Below are 26,316 nucleotides of genomic sequence, written 5' to 3' on the forward strand. Positions count from 1 at the left end.
TCGGGAAACTGGCCCTCTCAGAAATACCCAACGAGTGGAGTCAGTCAGATGGCAAAGAAAGTATCGAAATGGTTTCGTATCGGTGTCGAGGGTGACACCTGCGATGGCCGCAATATCGAGGCAAGCGACATCCAGCAAATGGCCGCGTCGTTTGACCCGCGTGTTTACGGCTGCCGTATCAATCTGGAGCACATCAAAGGCTTATTACCGACGGGCGACTTTAAACGCCTCGGCGACGTCAGCGAAGTCAAAGCCGAACAGATTGATGATGATTCGGCGCTTAACGGTAAATGGGCGCTGTTCGCCAAAATCACCCCGACTGACGAGCTGGCCGCAATGGTCAAAGCCGGTCAGAAGATTTACACCTCCATGGAAATTCGTCCGAATTTCGCCAACACCGGTAAAGCCTATCTGGTCGGGCTGGCCGTCACCGATGACCCGGCCAGCCTCGGCACCGAAATGCTGGAGTTCAGTGCCCGCGCCACGGTAAACCCGTTCGCCGGTAAGAAAGACCAGCCCGAAGACCTGTTTTCTGTCGCGACGCTTGCTGTGCTGGAGTTTGAAGAACTCCCCGACACGCTGCTGACCAGCTTCGCCGAGAAAATAAAAGGCATGTTCAGCATCAGGCAGACCACCGACGACGCCCGTTTCACCGACGTGCAGAACGCCATCACCGTGGTGGCAGAAACCGTGCAGGCCGAAGGCGAGAACGCAGCGACCCGTTTCTCCGCGCTTGAGCAGCAGATAGCGGGGCTGAAAATCGAGGTGACCGCCGGTAGCGAGGCGTTTGCCACGCTGAAAACCTCACTGGATAACACCGAGAGCTATAGCCAGCCGCGCCGCCAGCCATCAGTCGGTGGTAACGGTGGCACCACGCACATGACCAACTGCTGACCGGCTTTGCCCGGCAATCACTCCCTATTTTGACTGAGAGACACTATGCGCCCGAATACCCGATTTAAATTTAATGCCTACCTGACCCGCTTGGCCGAACTGAACGGCATCGCCGTGGTGGATTTAAGCAAGAAATTCAGCGTGGAGCCGTCCGTCACGCAAAGCCTCATCACCACCGTGCAGGAGTCATCCGAGTTCCTGAGCAGCATCAACATGGTGCCGGTGGAGGAAAGCGAGGGGGAGAAAATCGGCCTCGGCGTGACCGGCTCCATTGCCAGCACGACCGACACCGACAGCGGAAAAACGCGCAAAACCGCCGACTTTATGGCGCTCAAGTCGCGTAAATACAAATGCGAACAGGTCAATTTCGATTTCCACATTCGCTATAACACCCTCGACCTGTGGGCGCGCTATCAGGACTTCCAGATCCGCCTGCGTGATGCCATCGCCAAGCGTCAGGCGCTCGACTACATCATGGCCGGATTTAACGGCGTGACCCGCTCGGACGATTCAGACCGCGCACAGTATCCGCTGTTGCAGGACGTGGCCGTCGGCTGGCTGCAAAAGCTGCGCAACGAAGCGCCTGAACGGGTGATGGATGAGGTCACCGATGAAACCGGCAAGGTGATTTCTGACAAAGTGCGCATTGGTGCGAAGGGCGATTTTGAGAACATCGACGCTGCTGTGATGAATGCCACCGATTTTCTGCTGGATGCGTGGCACGCCGAAGACCCCGGCTTAGTGGTGGTGTGTGGCCGCAAAATGCTGTCGGACAAGTATTTTCCGCTGATTAACAAGACGCAGGAAAACAGCGAGAAGCTGGCCGGTGACATCATCGTCAGCCAGAAACGCATCGGCAACCTGCCCGCCGTGCGCGTGCCGTACTTCCCGGACAACGCGCTGTTAATCACTCGTCTCGACAACCTGTCTATCTACATCATGGACAGCGCACACCGCCGCCATATCGATGAGGTTGCCAGCCGTGACCGTATCGAAAACTACGAGTCGCTGAAAGTGGACTTTGTGGTCGAGGACTACGGCTGTGCGGCGATGATTGAAAACATCGAGCTCGGTGATTTCACGCCGGTGAAGCCGGAAGAAAAAGCCGTCAACAACGGTGAGACCGTCAAAACCGAAAGCGAGGCGTAAACCATGCTGAGTCCCGCACAGCGTCACATGATGCGGGTCTCTGCACAACAAGCCTCAGCGCAGCGGAAAAGTGATCCGCTGCGTTCGGCACTGCCTTACGGGCAAATGCTGGTGAAGCTGCGCGGAGACCGTCTGAAACTGAAATCCATCCGTTCCGTGGAAAACAAAGCGTTGCACAAGCGCGCCATGCTGCCGTCGTATGCACCGTGGGTCGCTGGCGTACTGGCCGGTGATGCCGGTACACAGGACGACGTACTGATGACCATGCTCCAGTGGACGCTCGATGCGGGCGACATTTCCGGTTCGTTTGAGATGGCCCGTTATGCCCTGAAATACGGCCTCAGCGTGCCGCATAACCAGCGCCCCGTCGGTTATCTGTATGCCGAAGACGTGGCGCTGGCCGCCATGCGTGCCTTTAAAACCGGCGAACCGGTGGCGGCTTCCGACCTGCTGACCGTTATCGAGATGACCCTCACCGCCGATATGCCGGACGAGGTGCGCGCCAAACTGCATAAAATCACCGGGCTGGTGCTGCGCGCGGACCAACAGCCCAAGCAGGCGCTGGCCCATCTGAGCCGCGCGATGCAACTCGACATTAACACCGGTGTGAAAAAAGACATTGAACGACTGGAGAGAGAACTTAAGCCGGTGCTGCCTGCCGCGGCGGCCAAGCCCAAAGCCGCCCCGAGTGCGCGCAAGGTCAAGCCGAAAATGGCACCGGCCAGGCGCGGACGCCCGCGCAAGGTTTAACTCTCCGGTTGTGAACAGAACGCGCCCCGCGCCGGACGGCACGCAGGCTGATGCAGGTTTTAACCTTGTCTGATGCCTGCGTCCACCGTCCACCTATTGAGGTTTCAAAATGGACATTGTTATGACCGCAGCAGCGGACAGCGCCACGGGGGTTATTCCGCCCGTACCGGTAGACAGCCCGGTCATTACTAACACGTTTTTCTTTCCCGACGTTGACCCCGTACAGGTCAGTGAGCGGGTGCGTCTGGGCCACGTTGTCACCGATGAGCGAATGAGAGCGGCCATTAAGTCGGCCATGGCGGAAGTGAATGCCGAACTTTATCTCTACCGCGAACAGCAAATCCGGGATGGACATAAACGGCTTGCAGACGTGCCCGCCGAGGTGCTCGACGGCGAAAGTGTGAAGTGTTTCCACTACCTGAGCGCCGTCTGTGCGATGACTACCGCCGTGATTTTTGAACGCTATCGCAGCTATGACTCCAGCGCAAAGGGGGACAAAAAAGCCGAGGCGCTGGAGGTGTCGGTTGATGACCAGTGGCGGGATATGCGCTGGCACCTGTCGCGCTTGCAGGGGCAGGCGCGCGGCATGGTGAGCCAGCTCTGATGAAAGTTCTCGCACAACAGGGGGAGACACTCGACGCACTGTGTTACCGACATTACGGGCGCACCGGGGGCGTGGTCGAGTCGGTGCTGGCCTCAAATTTCGGGCTGGCTGAGCTCGGCGATATTTTGCCGCACGGTACCGCCGTCGAGCTTCCCGATGTCGATACCGCCGCCACTTCTGAAACCGTTCAGCTATGGGACTGACGATGGAAAAAATCACTTCTTCGATGGCCTACGCTATCGCCACCTTTCTGGCCTTTCTCGGCGCGTTGACGCCGCAGGATGTTGCTTTCTTGGTGGGTGCCGCCGTGGCCGTTGGCACCTTCTTTGTAAACTGGTACTACCGCCGCAAAAGCTACAAGTTGCTGGAACGTAACGGTCTGACGCGCGGGGTTTACGATGAGCTCAATCGTTAGACGTTGCAGCGTGGCCGGGGTGCTGGCGCTGGCTTTACTGTTGCCAGACCACCGCGCGGTTAAAACCTCCGATGCGGGTCTGGCGCTGCTGGCCAATCTGGAAGGGTGCCGCCTCAATCCCTACCAGTGCAGCGCCGGTGTCTGGACGTCGGGCATCGGCCACACCGCTGGCGTCAAACCCGCACAGGCGATCACCGAGCCTATTGCGGCGCAAAACCTGATTAGCGACGTGCTGATGACCGAGCGGGCCGTCGATAAGTGTATGCGCGTTGCCATGCCGCAGCCGGTGTATGACGCGGTGGTCAGCTTCGCGTTTAACGTCGGCACTGCTGCCGCCTGCCGCTCGACGCTGGCGTTTTTCATCAACAAAGGCGAATGGGGCAAAGCCTGCCAGCAACTCCCGCGCTGGGTGTTTGTCAACGGCGTGAAAAGTGATGGCTTAATCAACCGGCGCAGTGCCGAGCTGAAACATTGCCTTAAGGGGGTGTCATGAAAGTGGCTGTGTGTTTTTTACTGGTCACGCTGCTCCTGCTGGCCGCTGCGCTGACCGGCTTGCAGTCAGTGAGAAACAAGCTGACGGCGGCCAATGACAGTATTACGCAGCTCAAGCGCGACTTAAAAACCAGCGGTCAGGCGCTGGATGAGTTAAAAGCCAGCGCCGCGCGCAACGAGCGCGCGCAGGTTGTTTTACGCGGCCAGATTGCCGCCGCGCACACACTCGCCACACGCCGTAACCAGACCATCACGAGACTCCTCAATGAAAATGAAACCCTGCGCCGCTGGTATCAGTCTGCTTTGCCTGATGACGTTGCAAGGCTGCACAACCGCCCCGGGTTCGCCACCCCCGACGGTTATTTACGCTGGCTGTCCGAGGGTCAGCAGTTGCCCGATGCCGGCCAGCCAGCCGAAAACGAACGGCGACCTGAGTGATGATATTCGCCAGCTTGAGGGCGCGCTCGTGAGCTGTGCGCTGCAGGTTGAAACCGTGAAACAGTGTCAGGAGAACCATGATGTTAAAACCGGCCAGCCTCAAAAAAGCGCTCTTTAAATCGGTGCCGCTGCTGCGACAAAACCCCGACATGCTGCGCTTGTTTATTGATAACGGCGCGATTGACGGGACGCTGGCCGCCTCGCTGTCGTTTGAAAATCGCTACTCGCTGGACGTCACCATTACCGATTACACCGGTGACATGAATCTGCTGCTGGTCCCGGTCAATGCGTGGCTGCGTGAGAACCAGCCCGACATCATGACCAGCGATGAGGGTAAGAAACACGGCTTCACCTACGTCGCCGATATTAATAACGATGACAGTATCGACCTGCGTATGTCGTTACGCCTGACAGAACGCACCATCGTGAAGGAGACCGGCGGCGCGCTGCACGTCACTCAGCTCGGGGAGCCGCCGGAGCCGGTACCGGTTATTCGCCCAACGGCGCTTTATATCAACGGCGAACTGGTGAGTCAGTGGGATGAGTGAGTTTAAAGCCTTTGACGACAAACTGGCCGGACTGCTGGCCAGCCTTTCACCGGCCTGCCGCCGCCAGATGGCCGCCGAGATTGCCAAGCGGTTACGCGCCAACCAACAGCAGCGTATCAAACGCCAGCAGGCACCGGACGGCTCCCCGTATGCGGGCCGTAAACGCCAGCCTATCAGGGGCAAAAAAGGACGGGTGAAGCGGGAGATGTTCGCCAAGATGCGTACCACCCGCTACCTCAAGGCCAAAGGTTCGACCGAGGCGGCGACGGTGGAGTTTGCAGGCAAGGTTCAGCGCATTGCACGCATCCACCAAGAGGGGCTAAAAGACAAGCCGAACCGCCATAGCCAGCCGGTGCAGTATGAGGCGCGGCCATTGCTGGGATTTAGTGCGGCTGACCGTCAGATAGTTGAAGATGTGATCCTTTCCAGACTTATTGAATAAAAGGCCGCATGGGAAATGTGAATTACTTAATGGAATAGTATTGAAGCAAGATAAAATGATACAGTCGATTAAGATCTAGGATCTTATGTTATGCCTCAACTGCAAAACCATGATATCTAGATGAGTTGGCGCAATTAAGTTCGTGCGTAACGAGGAACCCGTCTCATAGCAAAACGGCCCTTAAAAACAAAGGCCGTTTGTATTTTATTTCATGCTTGCTGAATGTTAGTAAATATCTTTTCGTAATAGTCGATGGCCGACGTAGACATGAAGTTGCGCGGTGCCTCACTAAAATGAGCAAAGGCAATGTTTTTATAAATTGAAAAACTCTTTGAATTTTGCTCAAAAAATTGACAAGAACTATTTAACTGATGAATTGCCTCCAGTGCATAAAATTCATACGCATGCCCTTGAATTAAATATCCAGGGTGTGAGTAAAACTTCCTTTTAAGAAATTTATTGGTTGTTCTTGTTTCTGGCGTAAAATGCACACCAAATCCATTCCACAAATTCTTCACACGCAAAGTACAGCTTGGGTCAATCACAAAAGATCCATTTATGTATTTAAAGATAACACCACACAATCCCCCAAAATTGAAAATTTGCTGCCCATTAACTTTCGACAGTAAATTAAACTTATGAATAAACGATATCTTTTTTTCCAGCTTTTTCCAATCGTTAATGAAGCCATCGATTTTTGGATTTCCCGCAAGAAGAGATGATAAGATTTTTTTCAAAACTTTACTTGTCCAAAAATCATTTTCATAACTATATCCGAATGTGTAAAAAACAAAATCATTATCAATTAAACCATTTGATAATATTTCGTCGTGGTCTCGATCCATGAAGATAATGTGAGAATCTCCATCTGACAATGACGACAAATTTTCCACTATGGATTTAAGTGTTGTTTTTCCTCCTTCAACTTTTATCTCATACTTTCCATCAAAGAAGTTAGATATAATTGAATTATAAAATATATAGTCTGGAAGCTTAGTGATGTCGTTGCTTTCTCCTTTGCCTTCAATATGGAAAATTAAACTAACATCTCTGACTGTTGCCTCTGCAAACAATCCGTTTGGAGTTCTTGAAATGAAATCGTCTTCCATAACCTATACCTTTAATGCGAAATTTCTTCTTCTACCAATAACATCAGGAGAATGAGTGGCTAATAAAAACTGAGCATTAGGATTGATAGTCATAAGAGCATCAACAATTTTATCTTGCCATTTAACATGCAATGATACTTCAGGTTCATCTGCAATATAGAGGATAGGCTTGCGTTCACTGAGGTATATCTGACCAAGTAAAATTATCATCTGCTTTTCACCAGACGAAAGTTCATTCAAGCTAATATGACCATTCTTAGCCTTCATTACCAACTGATTTTGACTGGACAGTATTATCTCTTTATCACTAGGGAAAAATAGTTTAAATACATCGAAAAATTCATTTTGAGTTCTAAATATATCCTCTTTTTTCTTTTTGAGGTTCTCGTAATCTGCGATTAATGAGCTGGTTCTCCAAGCGTTAAACATTATCCCAAAGTCCGACACTGAAAGGTTATTACTTTTCTCCTCAATACTAGACATAACACCGCGTAATTTTTGGAAATAATTCTCTAATCTCTTGTTGCTACTACCCTCTTTTTGCGGAGACATAAAGTTAGATATTTCGCGAAGAGAAGCTTCCTCTTTATCTAGTTTATATGAATCGTTAAAAAAACTAAGCTCATTCTCCCCAGGAACTTCGAGCAATTTATTAAATATATCCCTCTGAAAGTTGCTAGCTATCTTGTTATATATTTTTGATTGTCTGGAAAATTTATTAATAAGCTCATTCTTTATTATATCAAGCTTGGTGTGTACCGGATCCGAATGTGGATCCGAATCCGAATCCGGAAAGGGGTCGTATTCATATTCTTTTCTTCCTGTTCTGGATAGAGGTAGAAAGTCCATCATTGAAAACTTAGATATCAAATTCTTAGCTTCATCAATCTTTTGATCCATGATATAGTTATACTCATCATCCTCTAGGTTAAACGTAAAAAAACTATCTTCGTAACTAATGATGAAATCAACGCTTGTCTTGCTTTTTTTCTCTACCCTAACCATTTCCCCTTTTGCGAATGAAATCAATAGCTCACTAAATGGCATTGTGAGCAACTGACTAACATCAACAGAAAGAGTATTACTTATAATGTTTATTATTGTAGTTTTACCAGAACCATTAACTCCGATGAGGAAATTAATGGATTCGTTTAGTTCTAGGTGGACGTTTTTATAACCCCACATCTTCTCAATGTGAATATAATTTATTTTGCTCATGTTTAATTTTCCAAGTTAAGTATTATGACCATCCCTAAGTCGAACCATTTTTTTGTTGTTTAAGCATCCATATACGACAAAGCCTAATGGACGCCATATTCTATGACTCAACGTCCATCTCTATCCCCTTATGCCTTTGTACATATCATCTATATGCCTGAAGATTTGCTTTGCTGAATTTTTGATGTCCATTTGGTGATGCATTTAGTAATCTCATATCAGTAGTTATCATCAAGAGGTGAAGAAGCTTGAGCTTATAAATTCTTGCTCGTTCAAAACAGGCTTGCAGCCAATGATTGTACTCAGGCCTGCACCAACGGATGGTTCTATATGCACATTTACGATTTTCTCAGCCTCAGTATAGTTGCGGCCAGAACAATAGTCAGCAACGATTTCTTATGCATTCGTAAAGAGCAGCCCGCATCCCGTAATCGTCAGGTATTGCTTTCAGACTGCAATCCAAGCTTCGTAACATTCGGCTTTAATATTATGAATTTTAACGGCTACCATGCTAGTCCTAATCTATAGGACTAGCATGTCTTTTCTAAAGCTACCCTTGCAAGCCATTCGCATCTAGCTAGGGAGTTTCAATGCCCATTTTAGAAATGTGCCTGAAATGCAAACGTCCGCTTTGCACAAAGACGACTGACAGATTAGTTTTTTCTCGCTTCAACAAAACATTAGATTAAATATGAACCCGTGCAAATTTGTCACTACAAAGAAGCACAACATTAATAAAATCATTCGATTTACTAAGTGCTTGTTGTACCACCGGCAGTCCTACGCCGCCACGTTGCCGCCGGATCTCACTATCGGCATCCTTTCCCTCATGAATACACTCGAAACCCTCTCTGAACTTGCCCGCGCGGTGCGCGACCTCATCCGAATTGGCGTGGTATCTGACATTGATACCGGGCAGGCACTATGCCGCGTGCAAACCGGCGAGCTGGTGACGAACTGGCTGCACTGGCTGACGCCGCGCGCCGGTAATGCACGCACGTGGTGGGCCCCCTCGGTGGGCGAACAGGTATTAATTTTGTCGCTCGGCGGCGAGCTCGATACCGGCTTTGTGCTGCCCGCTATCTACAGCGACGATTTTCCCGCGCCGTCGGTCTCCGCGCAGGCGTATCACATCCGGTTTTCTGACGGTGCCGTGATGGAGTACGAGCCAGACACCGGAACGCTGGCCGTCAGCGGCATTAAAACCGCCAGCGTGGTGGCGTCTACATCGGTCAGCGTCACTGCACCAAACGTCACCGTCATCGCCAGTCAAAAAATCACGCTGGATACGCCGGAAGTGGTCTGCACCAACAAGCTGACCACGGGCTCGCTGGAGGTCAAACGGGGCGGCGCGATGACGGGCAATGTCACCCATTCTGGAGGCGCATTTACGTCTAACGGCATTCAGGTTGATACCCATAAACACAGCGGCGTGCAGGCCGGTGGCGGACAAACGCAGGGGCCACAATGACCAACTCAAAATACATCGGTATGGCCCGCGAGTCAGGCCATGCCATTGAAGACATGGCGCATATTCGCCAGTCGGTCAGCGATATTTTACAAACGCCTGTCGGCTCTCGGGTCATGCGCCGTGATTACGGTTCTCTGATTTCTGAGCTGATTGACCGCCCGCAAAACGCAGCACTGCGCCTGCAAATCATGGCAGCTTGTTACGGGGCAATCCTCAAGTGGGAGCCGCGCGTCATCCTGAGCGCTCTCACCATTGACACGACGGTTGACGGAAAAATGGTGGCCAATATCACCGGCGCTCGTAGTGACACCTCCGTCGATTTCTCTCTTACCGTTCCAGTGAGCTGACACCATGGCAACGATTGACCTGAGCCAGTTACCCGCCCCGACCGTGGTCGAGGCAATTGATTACGAAGTGCTGTTAGCCGAGCGTAAAGCGACGCTGGTGTCACTCTATCCGCCCGAGCAGCAGGTCGCCATGGCGCGCACCCTGACGCTCGAGTCTGAACCCATCGTCAAGCTGTTGCAGGAGAATGCTTACCGCGAGGTAATGCTGCGCCAGCGGGTTAACGAAGCGGCGCAGGCGGTCATGGTGGCCTATGCCGTCGGCGCTGACCTCGACCAGCTTGGTGCAAATCAAAATGTCCCGCGTCTGGTCATGGTTGAGGCTGACGCTGCTGCGATACCGCCGGTGCTGGCCGTGATGGAGTCAGACAGCGACTACCGCCGCCGTATCCCGCAAGCGTTTGAAGGGCAGAGCGTGGCCGGGCCAACCGGGGCGTATGAGTACCATGCGCGCAGCGCAGACGGGCGCGTAGCGGATGCGTCGGCAATCAGCCCGTCACCGGCCAATGTCACCATTACGGTGCTGTCGCGTGAGGATAACGGCGAGGCCAGTACCGACCTGCTGGCGAGGGTTAATGCGGCGCTCAACGATGAAGACGTGCGTCCCGTCGCAGACCGCGTGACCGTGCAGTCCGCTGTCATCGTCGATTACGCCATTAGCGCCACGCTATATCTGTATCCGGGACCAGAAGCCGAACCCATTCGCGCCGCCGCCGAGTCAAAGCTTATCAGTTATATCAGTGCACAAAACCGCTTAGGCCGCGACATTCGCCAGTCGGCGATTTATGCCTCGCTGCATGTGGAAGGTGTCCAGCGAGTTGAGCTGGCATCACCGGTCACCGATGTGGTACTGGACAAAACACAGGCCGCCTTCTGCACCGGTTATCAGATAACGGTCGGCGGTTCGGATGAGTAGCCGCCTGCTGCCGGTGGGGTCGTCACCGCTGGAAGTGGCTGCCGCCAAAGCCTGCGCAGACATTGAGGCCCTGCCGGTGCCGCTGCGCGCACTCTGGAACCCGGACACCTGCCCGTTACGGCTGCTGCCCTATCTGGCGTGGGCATGGTCAGTTGACCGGTGGGATGAAAGCTGGCCCGAAGCGACAAAACGCTCGGTGGTGCGCGCGGCGTACTTTGTTCACCGCCACAAGGGAACCCTTGGTTCACTGCGCCGCGTGGTGGAGCCGCTCGGCTATCTCATTAAGGTGATTGAGTGGTGGAAAACTGACGAGCCTCCCGGCACTTTTCGTCTTGATGTCGGCGTGCTGGAAACCGGTATCACCGATGACATGTATCAGGAGCTGGAACGCCTGATACATGACGCCAAGCCGTGCAGCCGTCACCTGATTGGCCTGTCCATCAACCTCGACGTCACCGGCGTGTCACCGGTTGCCGTGGCGAGCTATGGCGGTGACCTGCTGACCGTTTACCCCTACACCCCTGAAATGATTACCGTATCCGGCGCGGGTTATTCCCCCGCGGCCATTCACATCATCGACACAGTGAGGATCAACGCATGACAGCAAAATTCTTCGCCCTGCTGACCAACCAAGGGGCCGCCAAGCTGGCGAATGCCGCCGCGCTGGGTACAAAAATTCAAATCACGCAAATGGGCGTCGGTGACGGTGGCGGCACGTTGCCAACCCCTACGAGAGCGCAGACCGCGCTGGTGAATGAAAAGCGCCGCGCTGTGCTCAATGGGCTGAGCGTGGACGCGGCCAACAGCAGCCAGATTATTGCCGAACAAATTATTCCCGAGAACGAAGGCGGATTCTGGATCCGCGAAATCGGCCTGTACGACAGCGACAACACACTGATTGCCGTGGCGAACTGTCCGGAAACCTATAAGCCGATGCTGGCCGAGGGCAGCGGACGAACGCAGACCGTGCGCATGATTTTAATCATCAACAGCACGGAAGCGGTGACGTTGAAAATTGATCCGGCGGTAGTGCTGGCAACGCGCCAGTATGTCGATGACAATACGATTGAAATGAAAATCTTCGTCACTGCCGCGCTAAAAGAGACGCTGTTGAAAAACCAGAACGGCGCGGATATTCCTGATACTGCGCAGTTTGTTAAAAATCTTGGGTTGGGGGATGGCTCCGCATTACCTGTTGGCATTCCCGTGCCCTATCCGCTGTCAACACCGCCATTAGGTTGGCTAAAATGTAACGGTGCAGCTTTCAGTAAAAACCAATACCCTAAACTGGCCCTCGCCTATCCAACGGGTTTTTTACCTGACTTACGCGGTGAATTTCTTCGCGGGTGGGATGATGGGCGTGGGGTCGATGGCGTGCTTAACCGTGCATTGCTGTCATGGGAGCCTGCCACACTCATCGTCAGTGCCGTCGGGCCAGATGCTGCGCAACAAGCCGTTATTGAAGGGGGGGAAACTAACACCGCAACGGTGGCCCAATATAATTCAGGGTTAGGGACAGACTTTGTCAATGACAATGACTACGGGTCATCATTTAAAGGCTTTACGGCGGCGGGGGCGGCGTCTTCATATCCGGGAAACTCAGCCGGTGCCAATCCAGATCCGTACCAATCAAGACCCATTAATGCGAACCAATATTTACTGGCGGGTGGCGCACGCCCACGCAACATTGCATTTAACTACATCGTGAGGGCTGCGTAATGATTCAGGCCATTTTAAATAAGGACAATATAGCGATCCGCGCGGGTGAGATAACGGTATTTAGTTTTGATGGGTCAACGCGAGAATATTTATCCTCATCCGTTGAATATTTAGCAACCGGCGTGGGTGTGCCTGCCAATGCATGTATCGACAAGCCACTGGAAAACAAAGCAGCATATGCGGTTTGTCGTACCGCTGATTTCTCTCAATGGGAATACGTGCCAGACCACCGGGGAGAAAGGATTTACAACACTGAAAATGGAATGACTGCAATCGTGATGATGCTCGGTGACTATCCCATCCAAAGTACATGCGTTCCTCCGGTAACCCAGTATGACGCATGGAATGGTAAGGCATGGGTCACTGATATTAATGCACAAAATGCAGCCAATATCGAAGCCGCCGATGTAAAGAAACAGCTGTTACTCACCACGGCACAAAACACAATCAGTGAATGGCAAAGCGAGCTGCTATTGGGTGTTATCAGTGATAATGATAAAGCCCTACTGACCGCGTGGCTGGCTTATATTAAAGTATTGAAAACTGTTGATGCATCAAAAGCACCGGATATTGTCTGGCCCGAAATCCCTGCCTGACCACCGCCCCGAAAGGGGCCTTTTTGTATCTGTTGTGCCAATCCCCACAAGACACCCACACCTCGCCCTCATTGTACTGAAACAACAAAATAGCCTTGCAAATCCATTACGGAGCTAACCCGATGAGTGACTTTCACCACGGCGTGCAGGTTGTTGAAATCAACGACGGCACGCGTGTTATTTCCACCGTTTCAACGGCCATCATTGGCATGGTCTGCACGGCCAATGATGCCGACGCTAAAACCTTTCCCCTGAATACGCCGGTACTCATTACCGATGTGATCGCGGCACAGGGCAAAGCAGGGAAAAAAGGCACGCTGGCCGCGTCCCTGGCGGCCATTGCCGACCAGTGCAAACCAGTGACTATTGTTGTGCGCGTGGCGGAGTCTGAAAAGACTGATCCCGTCGAGGCGCAGGCTGAAACGCTGTCTAATATCATCGGTGGCGCAGATGAAAATGGCACCTACACCGGCATGAAAGCGTTGCTAACCGCCGAGGCCGTCACCGGCGTGAAACCGCGTATTCTCGGCGTGCCGGCACTCGACTCTCTTGATGTGTCCACTGCACTGGCGAGTGTCTGCCAGTCGCTGCGCGCCTTTGGTTATATCAGCGCGTGGGGATGCCGGACGATTTCTGACGCTATCACGTACCGCGACAATTTCAGCCAGCGTGAACTGATGCTTATCTGGCCGGACTTCCTCGCATGGAATACCACGGGCAATGTCAGTCAAAAAGCCTACGCCACGGCCCGCGCGCTGGGGTTGCGCGCCAAGATTGACCAAGAGACGGGCTGGCATAAAACCCTGTCAAACGTCGGTGTGAATGGCGTGACCGGTATCGATGCCTCGGTATTCTGGGATTTACAGGCGTCCGGTACCGATGCCGACCTGCTCAACAAGGCCGGTGTGACCACGCTTATTCGCAAAAACGGCTTTCGTTTCTGGGGTAACCGCACCTGTTCCGATGACCCGCTATTCCTGTTTGAGAACTACACCCGCACCGCGCAGGTACTGGCCGACACCATGGCCGAGGCGCATATGTGGGCGGTGGACAAACCGATGACGGCCTCACTTATCCGCGACATCATCGACGGTATTAACGCCAAGTTCCGCGAGCTCAAATCTAACGGTTACATCATTGATGGCACCTGCTGGTTTGATGAGTCTGCCAACGATAAAGAGACCCTGAAAGCCGGGAAGCTCTATGTCGATTACGACTACACGCCGGTGCCGCCGCTGGAGAGCCTGACCCTGCGTCAGCGTATCACCGACACCTATCTGGTCAATCTGGCCTCCTCCATTAACAGCTAAGGACCCCTGAGACATGGCACTCCCTCGCAAACTGAAATACCTCAACCTGTTTAACGACGGTCTGAGCTACATGGGCGTGGTGCAGTCGGTCACGTTGCCGAAACTGACCCGCAAGCTGGAGAACTACCGGGGCGGCGGCATGAACGGCTCAGCCGCGGTGGATTTAGGGCTGGACGATGACGCCCTGACCGTTGAGTGGTCAATGGGCGGCCTTCCTGACGAAACCGTATGGGCGCAGTACGCGGCGGCAAGTAGCGCCGCCGTTCCGCTGCGCTTTGCCGGTTCATTCCAGCGCGATGACACCGGTGACGTGTCTGCCGTCGAGATCGTGCTGCGTGGCCGCCATAAAGAAATCGACCTTGGCGATATGAAACAGGGTGAAAACACCGAAAGCAAGATCTCGACCCAATGCACCTATTACAAGCTGGTGATTGACGGCAAAACCCTGATTGAAATCGACACCGTGAACATGATCGAAAGCGTCAACGGTGTGGACATGCTCGAGCAGCACCGCCGCAATCTCGGCCTGTAATATTCTGGCGATCAGCACGCTGGCCGCCCACTCCCTTTGTGACGATAAAGAGATAAAAAATGAAACAAGAAAATGCACAGAACACCACCGAAAATCCCAATGTCGTGATGCTGGACACCCCGATTAAACGCGGTGACACGGTTATCGAGTCCATCACCATGATCCGCCCGAATGCCGGTGCACTGCGCGGGGTGGGACTGGCCGATGTGGCAAGTTCGAACGTCGACGCGCTTATCACGGTATTGCCGCGCATCACTTACCCCAGCCTCACCAAAGAGGAATGCGCCGCGCTGGAGTTACCGGACTTTATTGCGCTCGCCAGCAAGGTGATCGGTTTTTTAGCGCCGAATTCGGCCCAATAAGCTACCCGCCACGCTTGGGGGTTGATGACCTGATGGCCGACGTGGCAGCGGTCTTTCACTGGCCGCCGTCAGAACTCTTTCCGATGAGCCTGACCGAGCTCATCAACTGGCGCGAAAAAGCGCTCGAACGAAGTGGACACACCAATGAGTAACAACGTGACGTTGCAGGTATTACTCAAAGCCGTTGACCAAGCCAGCCGCCCGTTTAAATCCGTCCAGACAGCGAGCAAATCGCTGTCTGATGACATCCGAAAAACGCAATCCTCCATCAAAGAGCTGAACGCTCAGGCCGGACGCATTGAGGGTTTTCGTAAAACCAGCGCGCAGCTCGCCGTCACCGGTAACGCCCTGAAAGAGGCCAGACAGGAGGCCGCACAGCTTGCCATTGCGTTTAGAAATACCGAAAGACCAACCCGCGCACAGGTGCAGGCGCTGGAGGCCGCCAAGCGCTCAGCCGCCGAGCTGCAAACCAAGTACAACGGCCTGCGCCAGTCAGTGCAGCGCCAGCGGCTTGAGCTCTCACAGGCGGGCATCAATACCCGCACGCTGTCCGAATCCGAGCGCCGTCTCAGAACCTCTCTGAGTGAAACCAACAGTCAGCTTGAGCGCCAGCGCGCATCGCTTGCCCGCGTCAGTGCGCAGCAGGCCCGCCTCAACGGTATTCAGAACCGCTATCAGGCAGGTAAGCAGCTTGCCGGAAGCGTCACCGCCGCCGGTGCCGTCGGGGTTGGGATTGCGACTGCTGGCGTGATGGCCGGTGGCTCGCTGCTCAAACCCGGCTATGACTTTGCACAGAAAAACTCTGAATTGCAGGCGGTGCTCGGGTTAAAGAAAGACTCGGCGGACATGCAGAGCCTGAGAAAACAGGCGCGCCTGCTCGGGGATAATACGGCGGCCAGCGCCGATGACGCCGCCGCGGCGCAAATTATCGTGGCGAAATCCGGGGCAGACAAAGACGGCATTCTGGCGGCCACCCCCACCATCCTGAATCTGTCATTGGCGAACAAGCGCAGCATGGAAGAAAACGCCACCCTGTTGATGGGCGTGAAATCTGCGTTTGGTATGAGTAACGACAAGGTCGCGCACATTGGGGATGTTATCTCAACGACCATGAATAAGTCGGCGGCCACGTTCGACGGCCTGAGCGACACCATGACCTATGCCGCCCCGGTGGCAAAGAACGCCGGTATCAGCGTCGAGCAAACCGCTGCCATGGCGGCGGCGCTGGCGGACGCCAAAATCACCGGGTCAATGGCCGGTACCGGCAGCCGTGCGGTTATTACCCGGCTTCAGGCACCCACCGGCGGCGCCGCCACCGCGCTGAGTGAGCTGCGGGTCAAAACAGCGGACAGCAAGGGGAACATGCGCCCGCTGTTTGTCATTCTGAAAGAAATGCAAAAGAGCTTTGAGAAAAACAAGCTCGGCGACTCGCAGCGTGCGCAGTACATGAAAGCCATCTTTGGCGAAGAGGCCAGCTCAGCGGCGGCAGTGCTGATGTCCGATGCCAGCTCGGGCAAACTCGACCAGCTCACGAAAGCGCTGCAAACCTCGGACGGCAAAACCGCCGAGCTGGTCACTATCATGCAGGACAACCTCGGCGGTGACTTTAAAGAGTTTCAGTCAGCCTACGAGGCCGTCGGTACTGACCTGTTTGACCAGCAGGAGGGCTCGCTGCGCAATCTGGTACAGACCGCCACCCAGTACGTGCTCAAGCTGGATAAATGGATAGTTGAGAATAAAGAACTGGCGGCCACCATCGGCAAGCTGGCCGGTGGCGCGCTGCTGGTTGTGGGGGCGCTGGGATTGATTGGGCTGGTTGTCGGGCCGGTGCTCGGCGGGATAAATGCCATCGTGATGGCGGCGAGTTTCCTGTGGTCGGGATTAACCGCCGTGGGCAGTGCCATCGTGAGCGTGATTGCCGGGCTGACGTGGCCGATTGTGGCCGTTGGTGTGGCTATCGTCGCCGGTGCGCTGCTCATCCGAAAATACTGGGAACCTATCAGCGCCTTCTTCAGCGGCGTAGTTCAGGGGCTCGGGGCGGCGTTTGCGCCGGTCAGCGAGCTGTTTTCACCGCTCAAACCGGTGTTTGACTGGCTTGGCGAAAAACTTCAGGCCGTAGGGCAGTGGTTTAAAGACCTGATTGAGCCGGTGAGGTCGACACAGGAAACGCTCGACGGCTGCAAAAATGCGGGCGTGATGTTCGGTAAGGCTATCGCGGACGCACTGACCACACCGCTGATCGCATTCAACAAGCTGCGCGAGGGGGTTGACTGGCTGCTGGAGAAAATGGGCCTTATCAAAGATGAATCGGCAGACATCGATAAAAACGCCGATAAGGCGCGCGCAGGGGATAAAAACAATGGCGGGCGTGACCCGTCTTATCTCCCGCCGGGCGGACTGCTCGGCGGGGGTTACGCGCCGGTGTCAGCAGGCGGTGGGCGTAGTTATCAGGATAACAGCACGCACACCTACCAGATTATGACCGACGGCAGCGGAAACGGGCGGGACAGTGGTCGGGAGATCCGCGAACAGCTCGACGCGCGTGACCGTCAGCGCCGCGCCGAAGCCCGCTCACGTATGGGCCATGATTAAGGAGCATTTAGCATGATGTTAACACTCGGCTTTTTTGTCTTTCAGTTGCAGACCGTGCCTTATCAAAGCCTGCAACGCAGCGTGGATTATCGCTGGCCGTCAAACAGCCGTATCGGCCAGCGCCCGACGGTACAGTTTCTCGGCGTCAGCGAGGAGAAAATTACGCTTTCCGGCGTGCTGATGCCGGAAATTACCGGCGGACGCTTGTCCCTGCTGGCGCTCAACATCATGGCCGACCAAGGCAAAGCGTGGCCGCTGCTGGAGGGGAGCGGCACCATTTACGGCATGTTTGTGGTGAACAGCATCAGTGAAACCCGCACCGAGTTTTTCAGCGACGGCAGCGCCCGAAAGATTGAGTTTACGCTGACGCTCACCCGCGTGGATCAGTCGCTGACGGCCATGTTTGGCGATTTAAAGGCACAGGCTAATGACCTGCTGACTAACGCCGGTGATTATACGAAGGGGTTGCTATCGTGATAACGGGGATGACACTCGACGCGGGGGCTAAAATTGCGCCCGCTTTTATGCTGACGATGGGGGGAAACGACCTGACACGCGATATCAGTCCACGCCTGCTTTCACTGACGCTGACGGATAATCGCGGATTTGTGGCTGACCAGCTCGACATCGAGCTCGACGACGCCGACGGGCTGGTTGCTATGCCGCCGCGTGGCGCGGTGCTGTCACTGTTCCTCGGCTGGCAGGGTGCGGCGCTGATTGGCAAAGGTGATTTTACCGTGGATGAGATTGAGCACCGGGGCGCGCCTGACACGCTGACCATTCGGGCGCGCAGTGCTGACTTTCGCGGTACGCTCAACTCCCGCCGCGAGGTGTCTTACCACGACACCACACTCGGTCAGGTGGTTGAACAGATTGCGATGCGCAACAAGCTAACGGCCAGCGTTGCCGGTTCGCTTTCGGCTATCAAAGTGCCGCACATTGACCAGTCGCAGGAGTCCGACGCCAAGTTTTTAACACGGCTTGCCACGCGCAACGGGGCGGAGGTGTCAGTCAAGGCCGGTAAGCTGCTCTTTCTGAAAGCGGGCAACGGCACTACGGCCAGCGGAAAACCCATCCCCGCAATGACCATCGAGCGCAGCGACGGAGATCGCCACCAGTTCGCCATTGCTGACCGAGGGGCTTACACCGGCGTCACGGCAAAATGGCTGCACACCAAAGACCCAAAACCGAAAACGCAGAAGGTGAAAATTAAGCGCAAACCCAAACAGCAGTTTTTGCGCGCACTCCAGCACCCCAAGGCCAAGGCCGCCCCGAAGGCAAAAGCCCCGACCAAAGCGCCGGAGGCCAAAGAAGGCGAATACATGGCCGGTGAGGCGGATAACGTTTTTGCCCTGACCACCACGTATGCCAGCAAGGCACAGGCAGTACGTGCCGCCGCAGCCAAGTGGGACAAGCTGCAACGCGGCGTAGCGGAGTTCTCCATCAGTCTGGCCATGGGGCGTGCCGATTTATACCCCGAGACGCCGGTCAGCGTCAGCGGGTTTAAGCGCGTCATAGACGAACAGAAGTGGGTCATTACTAAAGTGACTCACTCACTCAACAATAACGGCTACACGACGAGCCTGGAGCTTGAGGTCAGGCTTTCTGACGTGGAGTATGAAACAGAAGATTAATTCACCAAAATAAACCATAACCATTTGTTTTAAATGATTTAAATAGTTAAAATACCTTTATTGAAAGGCAACTGATTGAGGTGATCCCATGTTCCATTGTCCACTCTGCAAATACGCTGCACATACCCGCTCAAGCCGTTACCTGAGCGAGAACACGAAAGAACGTTACAACCAATGCCAGAACATCAATTGCGGGCATACGTTCAAGACAATGGAGTCATTCGACGGATCAATCGTGAAGCCGAGTCTCATCTGCGCCGTGATGCCTCACCCGACGACCCACGGTCAGCAAACTTTCCTGATGTAGGATGCAAAAAAAAAAGCCCCGCACTTAAAAATGCGGGGCTTTTTGTTAACTTTATTTCTCAACGTGGTCAATGCGTGGACATTGATTAAAATAAATCCTTTTATTTTAATTGGTTAATGCTTTATAGCTAGGCCTCGGTTGAGGCCTTTTTTATTGCCGCTGCATCAGCTACAGATGCAAATTGTCTGCAGGGGATTCTGCGGCAGAGGTAGTGGTTATCATTTTAATCAGGTCCTGCATGCCCAGATTAACCCGGTTGATCACCTCACCGGTATCGCGGCTCAGGGTCACGCCCCCCGCAGCTTGCATAACACAGCAATCCATACTGTCGATGGCGGCCAATACACCCTGGCGAATATGTTGCGTCAATTCATCTATTTCAATCGCCGCTTTACGGGATTGATCGGCAAGAGAACGAACCTCTCCGGCGACAATGGCAAAACCACGCCCCAAATCTCCGGCATGGGCCGCCTCGATGGTGGCGCTCATGGCCAGTAAATTGGATTGTGAGGAAATTCTACGGATAGCATCGACCATTTCGCCAATTCGTGCCGACGTTTGCCCGAGCTGACCGATAATTTGCGAGGTTTGTTGTGCCAGCGTCTCCACCTCCTGCATGCCCGCTACCGCATTTTGCACGATGGTCACCCCTTCGGACGCTGTTTTATCGGTACTGAGTGACAGCCGATGCAGATGAGCCATCAGGCTCTCTTGCTGATGCTGCTGATTGATTTGTTGGGTGACATTCTGGGCAATTTTCACCACCTTGATTACCCGCCCCTCATCGTCCAGCACCGGGTTGTAGCTGGCATCCAGCCAGACAGACCGGCCATGAATATCGACTCGCTCAAAACACCCGAGGATAAACTCGCCGTTTTGCAAACGTAACCAATGCCTGGGGTAATCTTCGGAATCACGCCACTGCGAGGTACATAATATCGCATGGGGTTTGCCAACAATTTGGCTAAGCGTATAACCCATCAATTGCAGAAAATTATCATTGGCATTCAATATATTGCCATCGGGGGTAAAACTAATCAGCAACATGGTTCGATTTATGGCCTGTAATACTCCCTGATGATTTTGAGACTCATTAATTCTGTCTGTGATATCACTGGCAATTTTAATAATTTCTACCACTTTTCCTTGGGTATTGGTTACCGGGGCATATATTGCTTCCAGCCAGATAATTGAGCCATTTTTATGAACGCGTTTTATATTGCCGCTGATGGCTTTGCCTTGATTGAGTCCTTGCCAGTGCAGCTTATAGGCAGCGCTGCCAGCAAACTCCGGCGTGCAAAAAAGGCTGTGGGGTTGACCGATGACCTCTTCACGAAGGTAGCCCATGATATTGAGAAACTGATTGTTTACATCAACGACAATGCCATCGTGGCTAAAAACAATCAGCGGAACAGCCTGTTGAATTGCCAGAAATTTATCACGCGCTGCGCTGCTGATTTGATGAGTAAATCGTTGCATATCTGACACGCCCTTAGCGCAAAACAACCAGACAAAGACACCGCGCTAACAGACTTTCTGTAAGAAAATAGTCTGTTTCAGTGAGCCTGGGATTTTTCCTGGCATGGAAGTATGAAGAACACCGGCAGGAGAAACCTGACAAAAGCGCGATCAATACGTTGCGGTCAGTGAATGTCAGAAAATAATCATCTTGATTAATTATAAACTGACAAACTGTCCGGTAGTTGATATTACCGTCTCTCAAAAATCGCTATCTCAATGATAAGGATTTTTTGTATGTTCAGAATTAATCATAATTTATTTAGGTTAAAAAGAAAGGAAGATTAAAAAAATTTTTAGCCTGTTGCGGAGAAGAAAACAGGCTAAAGGGTATGGCGGGGAATTTTTGAATTTAACGCCAGCGTTTAACTGACCAGGCCTTTTGCTGCGCCGGTGTCAGGAAGGTCCAGGCAACAAAGCGGCTAATTTTCTGGCCTTGCGCCATTTCAACAGTGCGCACATTGCTGGCTCCCGCTTCTTCCAGTGCCTCATAAATCAAGGGCAGCGTGGTTTTTTTGGAGATAAGCACGGTGTACCACAGGCAGTTATGGGATTTAGCAGCGCTCTCTTCGACCATACGCACCACAAATGCTTCTTCACCCCCTTCACACCACAGCTCATTCTGCTGGCCGCCAAAGTTTAATTCTGCTTTATCATTACGGCGATCCAGCCCCAGGTTTTGACGCTTGCGCTGGGTACCCGCTGCCGCTTCGGCAGCAGAGCCGTGGAATGGTGGGTTACAGATCACAGCATCATAACGTTCGTCATGGCGAATAATGGTTTCAAAGATGCGTGGCGGTTTTGCCTGCAAGCGAAAACGCACCTGATTGGTCAACAGCGGGTTGGTGGCAACGATCTTCTTGGCAGCAGCCATCGAGACTTCATCAATTTCGCTGGCAGTAAAACGCCAGCCATATTCGCGCAGTCCAATAATCGGATAAATGCAGTTGGCCCCGACACCAATATCGAGGATCGCCACATTCTTGCCCTGCGGGATCACGCCAGCATTGCTGTCTGCCAGCAGATCGGCGAGATGGTGAATATAGTCGGCACGACCCGGGATCGGCGGGCAAAGGTAGTCGGCCGGAATATCCCAGTTTTCGATTTGATAGAAATGGCGCAACAAAGCGCGGTTTAATGTTTTGACCGCCATTGGTGCCGCAAAATCGATCGACAGGTCGCCCCATTTATTTTCAGCGACAAAAGCCCCAAGCTCTGGACTACTGGCGATCAACGCCGGAAAGTCATAGCGGCTACGATGGCGATTTCGCGCGTGAAGCCCGCTTTTTTCCTGCGGGAAAATAATCTTTTTATCCTGCGGAATCGCTTTCTTTCTTTCCACCTGAATGACTCTCCAATATCAATGTTAAGCTAACCTGGCCCCTGACGGTAAATGCGGTAATGTCGGCACCAGGTGAAATTCTGGCGCGTACGATACCATAAACCGCCGCACAACACTGTCAGCATGACACATAAGGCTACTGACAAAACGGGATAACTTTGGTTATCGTGCCGGAAATATCCAAATCAATCGAGGAATGCTGAACTATGAGCGCTGATGACCGCTATTTTTATGAGCCTGCCAAAGGACATGGTCTGCCCCACGATCCCCTTAATGCCATTGTCGGCCCGCGGCCCATTGGCTGGATCTCTTCGCGTAATACCCTGGGACAACGTAATCTCGCGCCATACAGCTTCTTCAATTGTTTTAATTATCGTCCACCGATCATTGGTTTTGCCAGCAGCGGCTGGAAAGACAGCGTCGCCAATATTGTTGAAACCGGTGAATTTGTCTGGAACCTGACCACCCGCAGCCTGGCAGAAAAAATGAATGAAAGTTCGGCCTCTCTGCCCGCCGGTTGTGACGAGTTTGAGTTTGCCGGCCTGACCCCGCTGCCGGGCAGCCGGGTGGCGGCCGATCGCGTCGGCGAAAGTCCGGTCAACTTTGAGTGCAAATTGACGCAATGCATCCAACTGCAAAGCGCGGCAGGTGAAAAGATAGAGACCTGGCTGGTATTAGGCGAAGTGGTGGCGGTACATATTGCGCGCCACCTGCTCGATGAAAATGGCATCTATCAAACTGCACTGGCGGAACCAGTACTGCGCGCAGGCGGCCCTTCGGCCTATTACGGTATCTCGGAAGCACTGCGCTTTGACCTGATCCGCCCTGATGCACGCTAAATGCGGTCCGGCCAGGCTGGCCGGACCCGATCACTATTTGCCTAAATAGGTTTGTGCCACAAAGTCGGCAAAATCCTGGCACATCGCTTCATCCCCTTCGGCATTGTCGGCCAGGATGCGCTTGCCGTCGATCACGGTAATATGCACATCGAGGTCAAAATCTGCGTCCGGTTGCTCACGGCTGGCGGCATCGGCAATCACTTGCCGGGCTTGTTGCCAGGCGGATTCGACGGTCTGGTTACAGGCCTGTGCCAGATAGTCCGGATTAAAACCTTCCCCGGTAAGGCTGCGCAGCGTCTGGTCGTGGCTGACGCTATTGCCTGGTGACCAGTAATGCTTGGCCAGATCCGGGCCAATGGCCGGATTATCGGTCAGATAGCCATCACGTTTCAGGAAAAAGGCCCGTGTCTGTTCAACCGCCATCATGGCCAGCAAATAGCCCTGATAGGAGCAGGCCGACTCCAGCGAAAGCAGATGGGGAACGGCCAGTGTCGGACGCGGGCTGCCCGCCACACCGAGAATATGGGTTTCAACATCTCGCGCCAGGGCGGTGATCGCTTCCGGCGTGCATTTCTCTTCCGGCCATTGGTATAGCTGCCACTCAAAGTAGGGGATCAGCAAAATATGCCGCTCATTAAACGCCCTCATAGGCTGACGGGCAGCGATGCTTTGCTCGATTAATTCGTCCGGCACCGCTTCGCCCCGATCATTTTTGGCGTAGCGTTTTAGCCAATCAGCATCCTCGAGCAGGCTGTCACAAAACATGGATTGCGTTTCAGCATAGGCCATTGAGGTCGGTGGAAATTCCTGGGAGAAACAGGGGGCATTTTGCCGAATATTGGCAAAATGCGCGGCATGACCGCCTTCATGGAACAGAGTATTTATGCCGCTGGCGCCGCTGCCCACCTGGTCGGGTTTCGCCAGGCTGGTGAAGTTGATCACCGCCGGGATCCAGGTACCCTGGTCAACAAAAGCGGGCACCGGGGCATGCATAAAGCCATTTTCATATTTACCGGTACGCACCAGCAAATCCAACTGCATTTCAGCACCATTAAAACCGATATGCAGGCGTTTGAAGCTGTCGATCCAGCGTCTTAACGACTCGGCAAAAGGGAAATAGGGGTCGAGCTGACGGGTAACATCCCCGGCGCTGGCAAAACGGATATTCCACGGCAGCAAAGCAGCGCTCCCTTCACGAGCGGCCAGCTCATTGAGGCTGCGGACGTTGGCTTCACGGGTTTGTTCTTCAAAGCGATCGAGAATGACAAACAGCTGCTCCGGCGTCATCTGCTCGGTTTTATTCACTTTGTAATCAAAATAGTTGCGATAGCCGAGCTGGCGGGCAAAGCGGTTGCGCAAGGCAATAAGTTCAGGGAAACCATTATGCAGCAGCCACTGCTCCAGATCGCGCAGGGCAATTTGTGAACTGCGGCGATAGGCTTCATTTTCGTTATTGGCCTGATTGGTCAATAACTCTCCAAGGGAGGCATAGACCCTTTCGGCTTTGCTATTAATATGCGTCAGGCGATGCTGCTTGCGCTTGCTGTACAGCGCAGACTCTGCCTGAATAATATCGTCGAGCATAGCCTGAGCTTTGGGATCTTCAATGGCATTGCAGTCAAAAAATCGGTACCACCCACGCAAACCTGCCAACAGAGCCTGTTTGGCTTCGCTGTCAGCCTCGGCCTCCACGCTGGCAATATGTTCACGCAACTGTGCCAACCGCGAAGGATCGGCTATAAAGCGTTTATAGGCGCTTTCCGCAGCAGAAAAACGTTCTGAGACCGTCTGATCGCCGGTGCCCATATAATTTTGCCAGAACAGCTCTTCTTTGGTGCGATGTACCTGCAAATAATCGTGATTCAGTGTCGCAAAGTATTGCTGTGACTGTTTCATAACGCCCTTCTCGGCTGATAATAAAAGAAATTATTATCTGAGTGTAATTTCTGCGTTGGGATCTGTCGATACCAGGCAAAGGTTTGTCGCCAAGAAGAAGATAAAAGCAGCTAAATGATAAAGCATAAATAGCCTGCTACCCGTAAAAACGGCTTATGCCACCCGCGAGGGATTGGTACAGATACAGTTTCTGCCCTGGAGTTTGGCCTGATATAGCGCAGCATCGGCACTGGCATAGAGATCGTCGAAACGGGTCTGCGGTGCTGCCCAGCTAATGCCGAAACTTACCGTGACTTTTTGCTGAGGTAGCGCCGCCAATACTCGGGCATTGAGATCGGCATGCAGACGAGTGGCAATAACCAGCGCCTGATCAATATCCATATTTTCCAGCAGCACGGTAAATTCCTCGCCGCCGACGCGACCAATGATCCCCATTCCCTGCAAACAACAGCGTAATCGCTCAATCAGACCGCAGATCACCGCATCCCCTTTCGGATGACCATAAGTATCATTCACCTGTTTAAAGTGATCGATATCGAGAACAATCAACGAAGCGGGCCCGTTTTCCAAAGCCTGGCTAATACGATCGATAATGGCACCGCGGTTAAACACCTGGGTTAGCGCATCGTAGGAGGCTTTATATTCCAGGGTCTTGGCCAACTGGTGCAACTGGGCATTAAGCCGCGACATCTCGCGCTCGGCGCGATCGCTGCGGGCAATCATCCGCTCAGACTCACGCACCAGCCGCCGATAGCTCTCGCTGAGGATCAGCAGATGCCTGCGATAATATTCACCCGGCATCGCCTCAGACTGTCCAGCCAAAAGTGCCTGGTTCAAGATATCATGCTCTTTGATAAACAGTTCTGAAGATGACATAGA

The 26,316-nt window shown here is 53.3% G+C and carries 31 protein-coding genes and 1 pseudogene; 26 read left to right on the forward strand and 6 right to left on the reverse strand.

Annotated elements, in window-relative coordinates; all coding sequences use genetic code 11:
* Window positions 1–48 precede the first annotated feature (48 nt).
* From GW590_RS10055 to GW590_RS10100, 11 genes and pseudogenes are all read left to right on the forward strand, one after another.
* Window positions 49–894 carry a GPO family capsid scaffolding protein gene (locus GW590_RS10055; protein ID WP_169402889.1) on the forward strand — a complete coding sequence of 282 codons (846 nt, stop codon included), beginning with the start codon at window positions 49–51 and terminating at the stop codon, window positions 892–894.
* Between the two features lie 45 nt (window positions 895–939).
* The gene (locus GW590_RS10060; RefSeq protein ID WP_169402890.1) at window positions 940–2,043 is read left to right on the forward strand and encodes a phage major capsid protein, P2 family; all 1,104 of its coding nucleotides are present in this window, start codon (window positions 940–942) and stop codon (window positions 2,041–2,043) included.
* Between the two features lie 3 nt (window positions 2,044–2,046).
* Window positions 2,047–2,793 carry a phage terminase small subunit gene (gene gpM / locus GW590_RS10065; RefSeq protein ID WP_169402891.1) on the forward strand — a complete coding sequence of 249 codons (747 nt, stop codon included), beginning with the start codon at window positions 2,047–2,049 and terminating at the stop codon, window positions 2,791–2,793.
* 109 nt (window positions 2,794–2,902) lie between these two features.
* A complete protein-coding gene (locus GW590_RS10070; protein WP_169402892.1) occupies window positions 2,903–3,397 on the forward strand; it encodes a head completion/stabilization protein in 495 nt (164 codons plus the stop codon).
* On the forward strand, window positions 3,397–3,600 hold the full coding sequence (locus GW590_RS10075) for a tail protein X (RefSeq protein ID WP_169402893.1): 204 nt from the start codon (window positions 3,397–3,399) through the stop codon (window positions 3,598–3,600). The genes GW590_RS10070 and GW590_RS10075 overlap by 1 nt, the downstream gene beginning before the upstream one ends.
* Window positions 3,601–3,602: 2 nt before the next feature.
* Window positions 3,603–3,812, forward strand: a complete 210-nt coding sequence (locus GW590_RS10080; RefSeq protein ID WP_169402894.1) for an HP1 family phage holin — start codon at window positions 3,603–3,605, stop codon at window positions 3,810–3,812.
* Window positions 3,796–4,305 (forward strand): lysozyme, encoded by a 510-nt coding sequence (locus GW590_RS10085; protein WP_169402895.1) that lies wholly within the window; start codon window positions 3,796–3,798, stop codon window positions 4,303–4,305. The genes GW590_RS10080 and GW590_RS10085 overlap by 17 nt, the downstream gene beginning before the upstream one ends.
* A pseudogene (gene lysB, locus GW590_RS10090) lies at window positions 4,302–4,649 on the forward strand (Rz-like lysis system protein LysB); the annotation flags it as partial. The gene GW590_RS10085 and the pseudogene lysB, both read left to right, overlap by 4 nt.
* Window positions 4,570–4,860 (forward strand): Rz1-like lysis system protein LysC, encoded by a 291-nt coding sequence (gene lysC, locus GW590_RS24335; RefSeq protein ID WP_235955902.1) that lies wholly within the window; start codon window positions 4,570–4,572, stop codon window positions 4,858–4,860. The pseudogene lysB and the gene lysC, both read left to right, overlap by 80 nt.
* On the forward strand, window positions 4,823–5,290 hold the full coding sequence (locus tag GW590_RS10095) for a phage tail protein (RefSeq protein WP_169402955.1): 468 nt from the start codon (window positions 4,823–4,825) through the stop codon (window positions 5,288–5,290). Before lysC ends, GW590_RS10095 begins: the two co-directional genes overlap by 38 nt.
* Window positions 5,283–5,732 carry a phage virion morphogenesis protein gene (locus GW590_RS10100; RefSeq protein WP_169402897.1) on the forward strand — a complete coding sequence of 150 codons (450 nt, stop codon included), beginning with the start codon at window positions 5,283–5,285 and terminating at the stop codon, window positions 5,730–5,732. Before GW590_RS10095 ends, GW590_RS10100 begins: the two co-directional genes overlap by 8 nt.
* Window positions 5,733–5,941: 209 nt before the next feature.
* On the opposite strand, the gene GW590_RS10105 is transcribed toward GW590_RS10100, so the two are convergent.
* Window positions 5,942–6,841: a DUF4435 domain-containing protein gene (locus GW590_RS10105; protein WP_169402898.1), complete on the reverse strand. Its 900-nt coding sequence runs from the start codon at window positions 6,839–6,841 to the stop codon at window positions 5,942–5,944.
* Window positions 6,842–6,844: 3 nt separating this feature from the next.
* Window positions 6,845–8,059 (reverse strand): ATP-binding protein, encoded by a 1,215-nt coding sequence (locus GW590_RS10110; protein ID WP_169402899.1) that lies wholly within the window; start codon window positions 8,057–8,059, stop codon window positions 6,845–6,847.
* Window positions 8,060–8,888: 829 nt separating this feature from the next.
* Here GW590_RS10110 and GW590_RS10115 point away from each other — a divergent pair.
* From GW590_RS10115 to GW590_RS10180, 14 genes are all read left to right on the forward strand, one after another.
* Window positions 8,889–9,530 (forward strand): phage baseplate assembly protein V, encoded by a 642-nt coding sequence (locus tag GW590_RS10115; protein WP_169402956.1) that lies wholly within the window; start codon window positions 8,889–8,891, stop codon window positions 9,528–9,530.
* Entirely contained in the window at window positions 9,527–9,877 is a 351-nt protein-coding gene (locus GW590_RS10120) for a GPW/gp25 family protein (protein ID WP_169402900.1), read from the forward strand. The genes GW590_RS10115 and GW590_RS10120 overlap by 4 nt, the downstream gene beginning before the upstream one ends.
* Window positions 9,878–9,881: 4 nt before the next feature.
* Window positions 9,882–10,790 (forward strand): baseplate assembly protein, encoded by a 909-nt coding sequence (locus GW590_RS10125; protein WP_169402901.1) that lies wholly within the window; start codon window positions 9,882–9,884, stop codon window positions 10,788–10,790.
* Complete coding sequence (locus GW590_RS10130) at window positions 10,783–11,391, forward strand: phage tail protein I (protein ID WP_169402902.1); 609 nt, start codon at window positions 10,783–10,785, stop codon at window positions 11,389–11,391. Before GW590_RS10125 ends, GW590_RS10130 begins: the two co-directional genes overlap by 8 nt.
* Complete coding sequence (locus GW590_RS10135; protein ID WP_169402903.1) at window positions 11,388–12,509, forward strand: phage tail protein; 1,122 nt, start codon at window positions 11,388–11,390, stop codon at window positions 12,507–12,509. Before GW590_RS10130 ends, GW590_RS10135 begins: the two co-directional genes overlap by 4 nt.
* A complete protein-coding gene (locus tag GW590_RS10140) occupies window positions 12,509–13,105 on the forward strand; it encodes a tail fiber assembly protein (RefSeq protein WP_169402904.1) in 597 nt (198 codons plus the stop codon). Before GW590_RS10135 ends, GW590_RS10140 begins: the two co-directional genes overlap by 1 nt.
* A gap of 122 nt (window positions 13,106–13,227) precedes the next feature.
* Window positions 13,228–14,415 carry a phage tail sheath protein gene (locus tag GW590_RS10145; RefSeq protein ID WP_169402905.1) on the forward strand — a complete coding sequence of 396 codons (1,188 nt, stop codon included), beginning with the start codon at window positions 13,228–13,230 and terminating at the stop codon, window positions 14,413–14,415.
* Window positions 14,416–14,428: 13 nt separating this feature from the next.
* Entirely contained in the window at window positions 14,429–14,947 is a 519-nt protein-coding gene (locus tag GW590_RS10150; RefSeq protein WP_169402906.1) for a phage major tail tube protein, read from the forward strand.
* 59 nt (window positions 14,948–15,006) lie between these two features.
* A complete protein-coding gene (locus tag GW590_RS10155; RefSeq protein ID WP_169402907.1) occupies window positions 15,007–15,309 on the forward strand; it encodes a phage tail assembly protein in 303 nt (100 codons plus the stop codon).
* 32 nt (window positions 15,310–15,341) lie between these two features.
* Window positions 15,342–15,461, forward strand: coding sequence for a GpE family phage tail protein (locus tag GW590_RS10160; protein WP_211186698.1), 120 nt, complete (start codon window positions 15,342–15,344; stop codon window positions 15,459–15,461).
* The gene (locus GW590_RS10165; RefSeq protein WP_169402908.1) at window positions 15,454–17,901 is read left to right on the forward strand and encodes a phage tail tape measure protein; all 2,448 of its coding nucleotides are present in this window, start codon (window positions 15,454–15,456) and stop codon (window positions 17,899–17,901) included. Before GW590_RS10160 ends, GW590_RS10165 begins: the two co-directional genes overlap by 8 nt.
* A 12-nt stretch (window positions 17,902–17,913) precedes the next feature.
* On the forward strand, window positions 17,914–18,378 hold the full coding sequence (locus GW590_RS10170; RefSeq protein WP_169402909.1) for a phage tail protein: 465 nt from the start codon (window positions 17,914–17,916) through the stop codon (window positions 18,376–18,378).
* Window positions 18,375–19,535, forward strand: a complete 1,161-nt coding sequence (locus GW590_RS10175; RefSeq protein WP_169402910.1) for a phage late control D family protein — start codon at window positions 18,375–18,377, stop codon at window positions 19,533–19,535. The genes GW590_RS10170 and GW590_RS10175 overlap by 4 nt, the downstream gene beginning before the upstream one ends.
* 88 nt (window positions 19,536–19,623) lie before the next feature.
* Complete coding sequence (locus tag GW590_RS10180; RefSeq protein WP_169402911.1) at window positions 19,624–19,842, forward strand: DNA-binding transcriptional regulator; 219 nt, start codon at window positions 19,624–19,626, stop codon at window positions 19,840–19,842.
* Between the two features lie 168 nt (window positions 19,843–20,010).
* Here GW590_RS10180 and GW590_RS10185 read toward each other — a convergent pair whose 3' ends face one another.
* Both GW590_RS10185 and rlmF read right to left on the reverse strand, forming a co-directional pair.
* Window positions 20,011–21,321 (reverse strand): methyl-accepting chemotaxis protein, encoded by a 1,311-nt coding sequence (locus GW590_RS10185; protein ID WP_169402912.1) that lies wholly within the window; start codon window positions 21,319–21,321, stop codon window positions 20,011–20,013.
* A 391-nt stretch (window positions 21,322–21,712) separates the two neighbouring features.
* A complete protein-coding gene (rlmF, locus tag GW590_RS10190; protein WP_408014924.1) occupies window positions 21,713–22,702 on the reverse strand; it encodes a 23S rRNA (adenine(1618)-N(6))-methyltransferase RlmF in 990 nt (329 codons plus the stop codon).
* A gap of 206 nt (window positions 22,703–22,908) precedes the next feature.
* Between rlmF and GW590_RS10195 the strand changes: the two genes are divergently transcribed.
* Window positions 22,909–23,541 (forward strand): flavin reductase family protein, encoded by a 633-nt coding sequence (locus GW590_RS10195; protein ID WP_169402913.1) that lies wholly within the window; start codon window positions 22,909–22,911, stop codon window positions 23,539–23,541.
* 33 nt (window positions 23,542–23,574) lie between these two features.
* On the opposite strand, the gene GW590_RS10200 is transcribed toward GW590_RS10195, so the two are convergent.
* Both GW590_RS10200 and GW590_RS10205 read right to left on the reverse strand, forming a co-directional pair.
* Window positions 23,575–25,437, reverse strand: coding sequence for a M3 family metallopeptidase (locus GW590_RS10200; protein ID WP_169402914.1), 1,863 nt, complete (start codon window positions 25,435–25,437; stop codon window positions 23,575–23,577).
* Window positions 25,438–25,590: 153 nt separating this feature from the next.
* Entirely contained in the window at window positions 25,591–26,313 is a 723-nt protein-coding gene (locus tag GW590_RS10205; RefSeq protein WP_169402915.1) for a GGDEF domain-containing protein, read from the reverse strand.
* Between the last annotated feature and the right edge of the window lie 3 nt (window positions 26,314–26,316).

Source organism: Rouxiella aceris (assembly GCF_012933545.1).
GTDB classification, from domain to species: Bacteria; Pseudomonadota; Gammaproteobacteria; order Enterobacterales; family Enterobacteriaceae; genus Rouxiella; species Rouxiella aceris.

Bases quoted from the DNA above. Each gene is read 5' to 3' on its own strand.
- GW590_RS10135 (WP_169402903.1), top strand. From the start codon at position 11,388: ATGACAGCAAAATTCTTCGCCCTGCTGACCAACCAAGGGGCCGCCAAG.
- GW590_RS10115 (WP_169402956.1), top strand. From the start codon at position 8,889: ATGAATACACTCGAAACCCTCTCTGAACTTGCCCGCGCGGTGCGCGAC.
- GW590_RS10170 (WP_169402909.1), top strand. From the start codon at position 17,914: ATGATGTTAACACTCGGCTTTTTTGTCTTTCAGTTGCAGACCGTGCCT.
- GW590_RS10075 (WP_169402893.1), top strand. From the start codon at position 3,397: ATGAAAGTTCTCGCACAACAGGGGGAGACACTCGACGCACTGTGTTAC.
- GW590_RS10060 (WP_169402890.1), top strand. From the start codon at position 940: ATGCGCCCGAATACCCGATTTAAATTTAATGCCTACCTGACCCGCTTG.
- GW590_RS10160 (WP_211186698.1), top strand. From the start codon at position 15,342: ATGGCCGACGTGGCAGCGGTCTTTCACTGGCCGCCGTCAGAACTCTTT.
- GW590_RS10100 (WP_169402897.1), top strand. From the start codon at position 5,283: ATGAGTGAGTTTAAAGCCTTTGACGACAAACTGGCCGGACTGCTGGCC.
- GW590_RS10120 (WP_169402900.1), top strand. From the start codon at position 9,527: ATGACCAACTCAAAATACATCGGTATGGCCCGCGAGTCAGGCCATGCC.
- GW590_RS10185 (WP_169402912.1), bottom strand. From the start codon at position 21,321: ATGCAACGATTTACTCATCAAATCAGCAGCGCAGCGCGTGATAAATTT.
- GW590_RS10125 (WP_169402901.1), top strand. From the start codon at position 9,882: ATGGCAACGATTGACCTGAGCCAGTTACCCGCCCCGACCGTGGTCGAG.
- GW590_RS10110 (WP_169402899.1), bottom strand. From the start codon at position 8,059: ATGAGCAAAATAAATTATATTCACATTGAGAAGATGTGGGGTTATAAA.
- GW590_RS10155 (WP_169402907.1), top strand. From the start codon at position 15,007: ATGAAACAAGAAAATGCACAGAACACCACCGAAAATCCCAATGTCGTG.
- GW590_RS10055 (WP_169402889.1), top strand. From the start codon at position 49: ATGGCAAAGAAAGTATCGAAATGGTTTCGTATCGGTGTCGAGGGTGAC.
- GW590_RS10165 (WP_169402908.1), top strand. From the start codon at position 15,454: ATGAGTAACAACGTGACGTTGCAGGTATTACTCAAAGCCGTTGACCAA.
- GW590_RS10140 (WP_169402904.1), top strand. From the start codon at position 12,509: ATGATTCAGGCCATTTTAAATAAGGACAATATAGCGATCCGCGCGGGT.
- GW590_RS10105 (WP_169402898.1), bottom strand. From the start codon at position 6,841: ATGGAAGACGATTTCATTTCAAGAACTCCAAACGGATTGTTTGCAGAG.
- GW590_RS10070 (WP_169402892.1), top strand. From the start codon at position 2,903: ATGGACATTGTTATGACCGCAGCAGCGGACAGCGCCACGGGGGTTATT.
- GW590_RS10085 (WP_169402895.1), top strand. From the start codon at position 3,796: ATGAGCTCAATCGTTAGACGTTGCAGCGTGGCCGGGGTGCTGGCGCTG.
- GW590_RS10095 (WP_169402955.1), top strand. From the start codon at position 4,823: ATGTTAAAACCGGCCAGCCTCAAAAAAGCGCTCTTTAAATCGGTGCCG.
- GW590_RS10200 (WP_169402914.1), bottom strand. From the start codon at position 25,437: ATGAAACAGTCACAGCAATACTTTGCGACACTGAATCACGATTATTTG.
- GW590_RS10205 (WP_169402915.1), bottom strand. From the start codon at position 26,313: ATGTCATCTTCAGAACTGTTTATCAAAGAGCATGATATCTTGAACCAG.
- GW590_RS10150 (WP_169402906.1), top strand. From the start codon at position 14,429: ATGGCACTCCCTCGCAAACTGAAATACCTCAACCTGTTTAACGACGGT.
- GW590_RS10130 (WP_169402902.1), top strand. From the start codon at position 10,783: ATGAGTAGCCGCCTGCTGCCGGTGGGGTCGTCACCGCTGGAAGTGGCT.
- gpM (WP_169402891.1), top strand. From the start codon at position 2,047: ATGCTGAGTCCCGCACAGCGTCACATGATGCGGGTCTCTGCACAACAA.
- GW590_RS10195 (WP_169402913.1), top strand. From the start codon at position 22,909: ATGAGCGCTGATGACCGCTATTTTTATGAGCCTGCCAAAGGACATGGT.
- lysC (WP_235955902.1), top strand. From the start codon at position 4,570: ATGAAAATGAAACCCTGCGCCGCTGGTATCAGTCTGCTTTGCCTGATG.
- GW590_RS10080 (WP_169402894.1), top strand. From the start codon at position 3,603: ATGGAAAAAATCACTTCTTCGATGGCCTACGCTATCGCCACCTTTCTG.
- GW590_RS10180 (WP_169402911.1), top strand. From the start codon at position 19,624: ATGTTCCATTGTCCACTCTGCAAATACGCTGCACATACCCGCTCAAGC.
- GW590_RS10145 (WP_169402905.1), top strand. From the start codon at position 13,228: ATGAGTGACTTTCACCACGGCGTGCAGGTTGTTGAAATCAACGACGGC.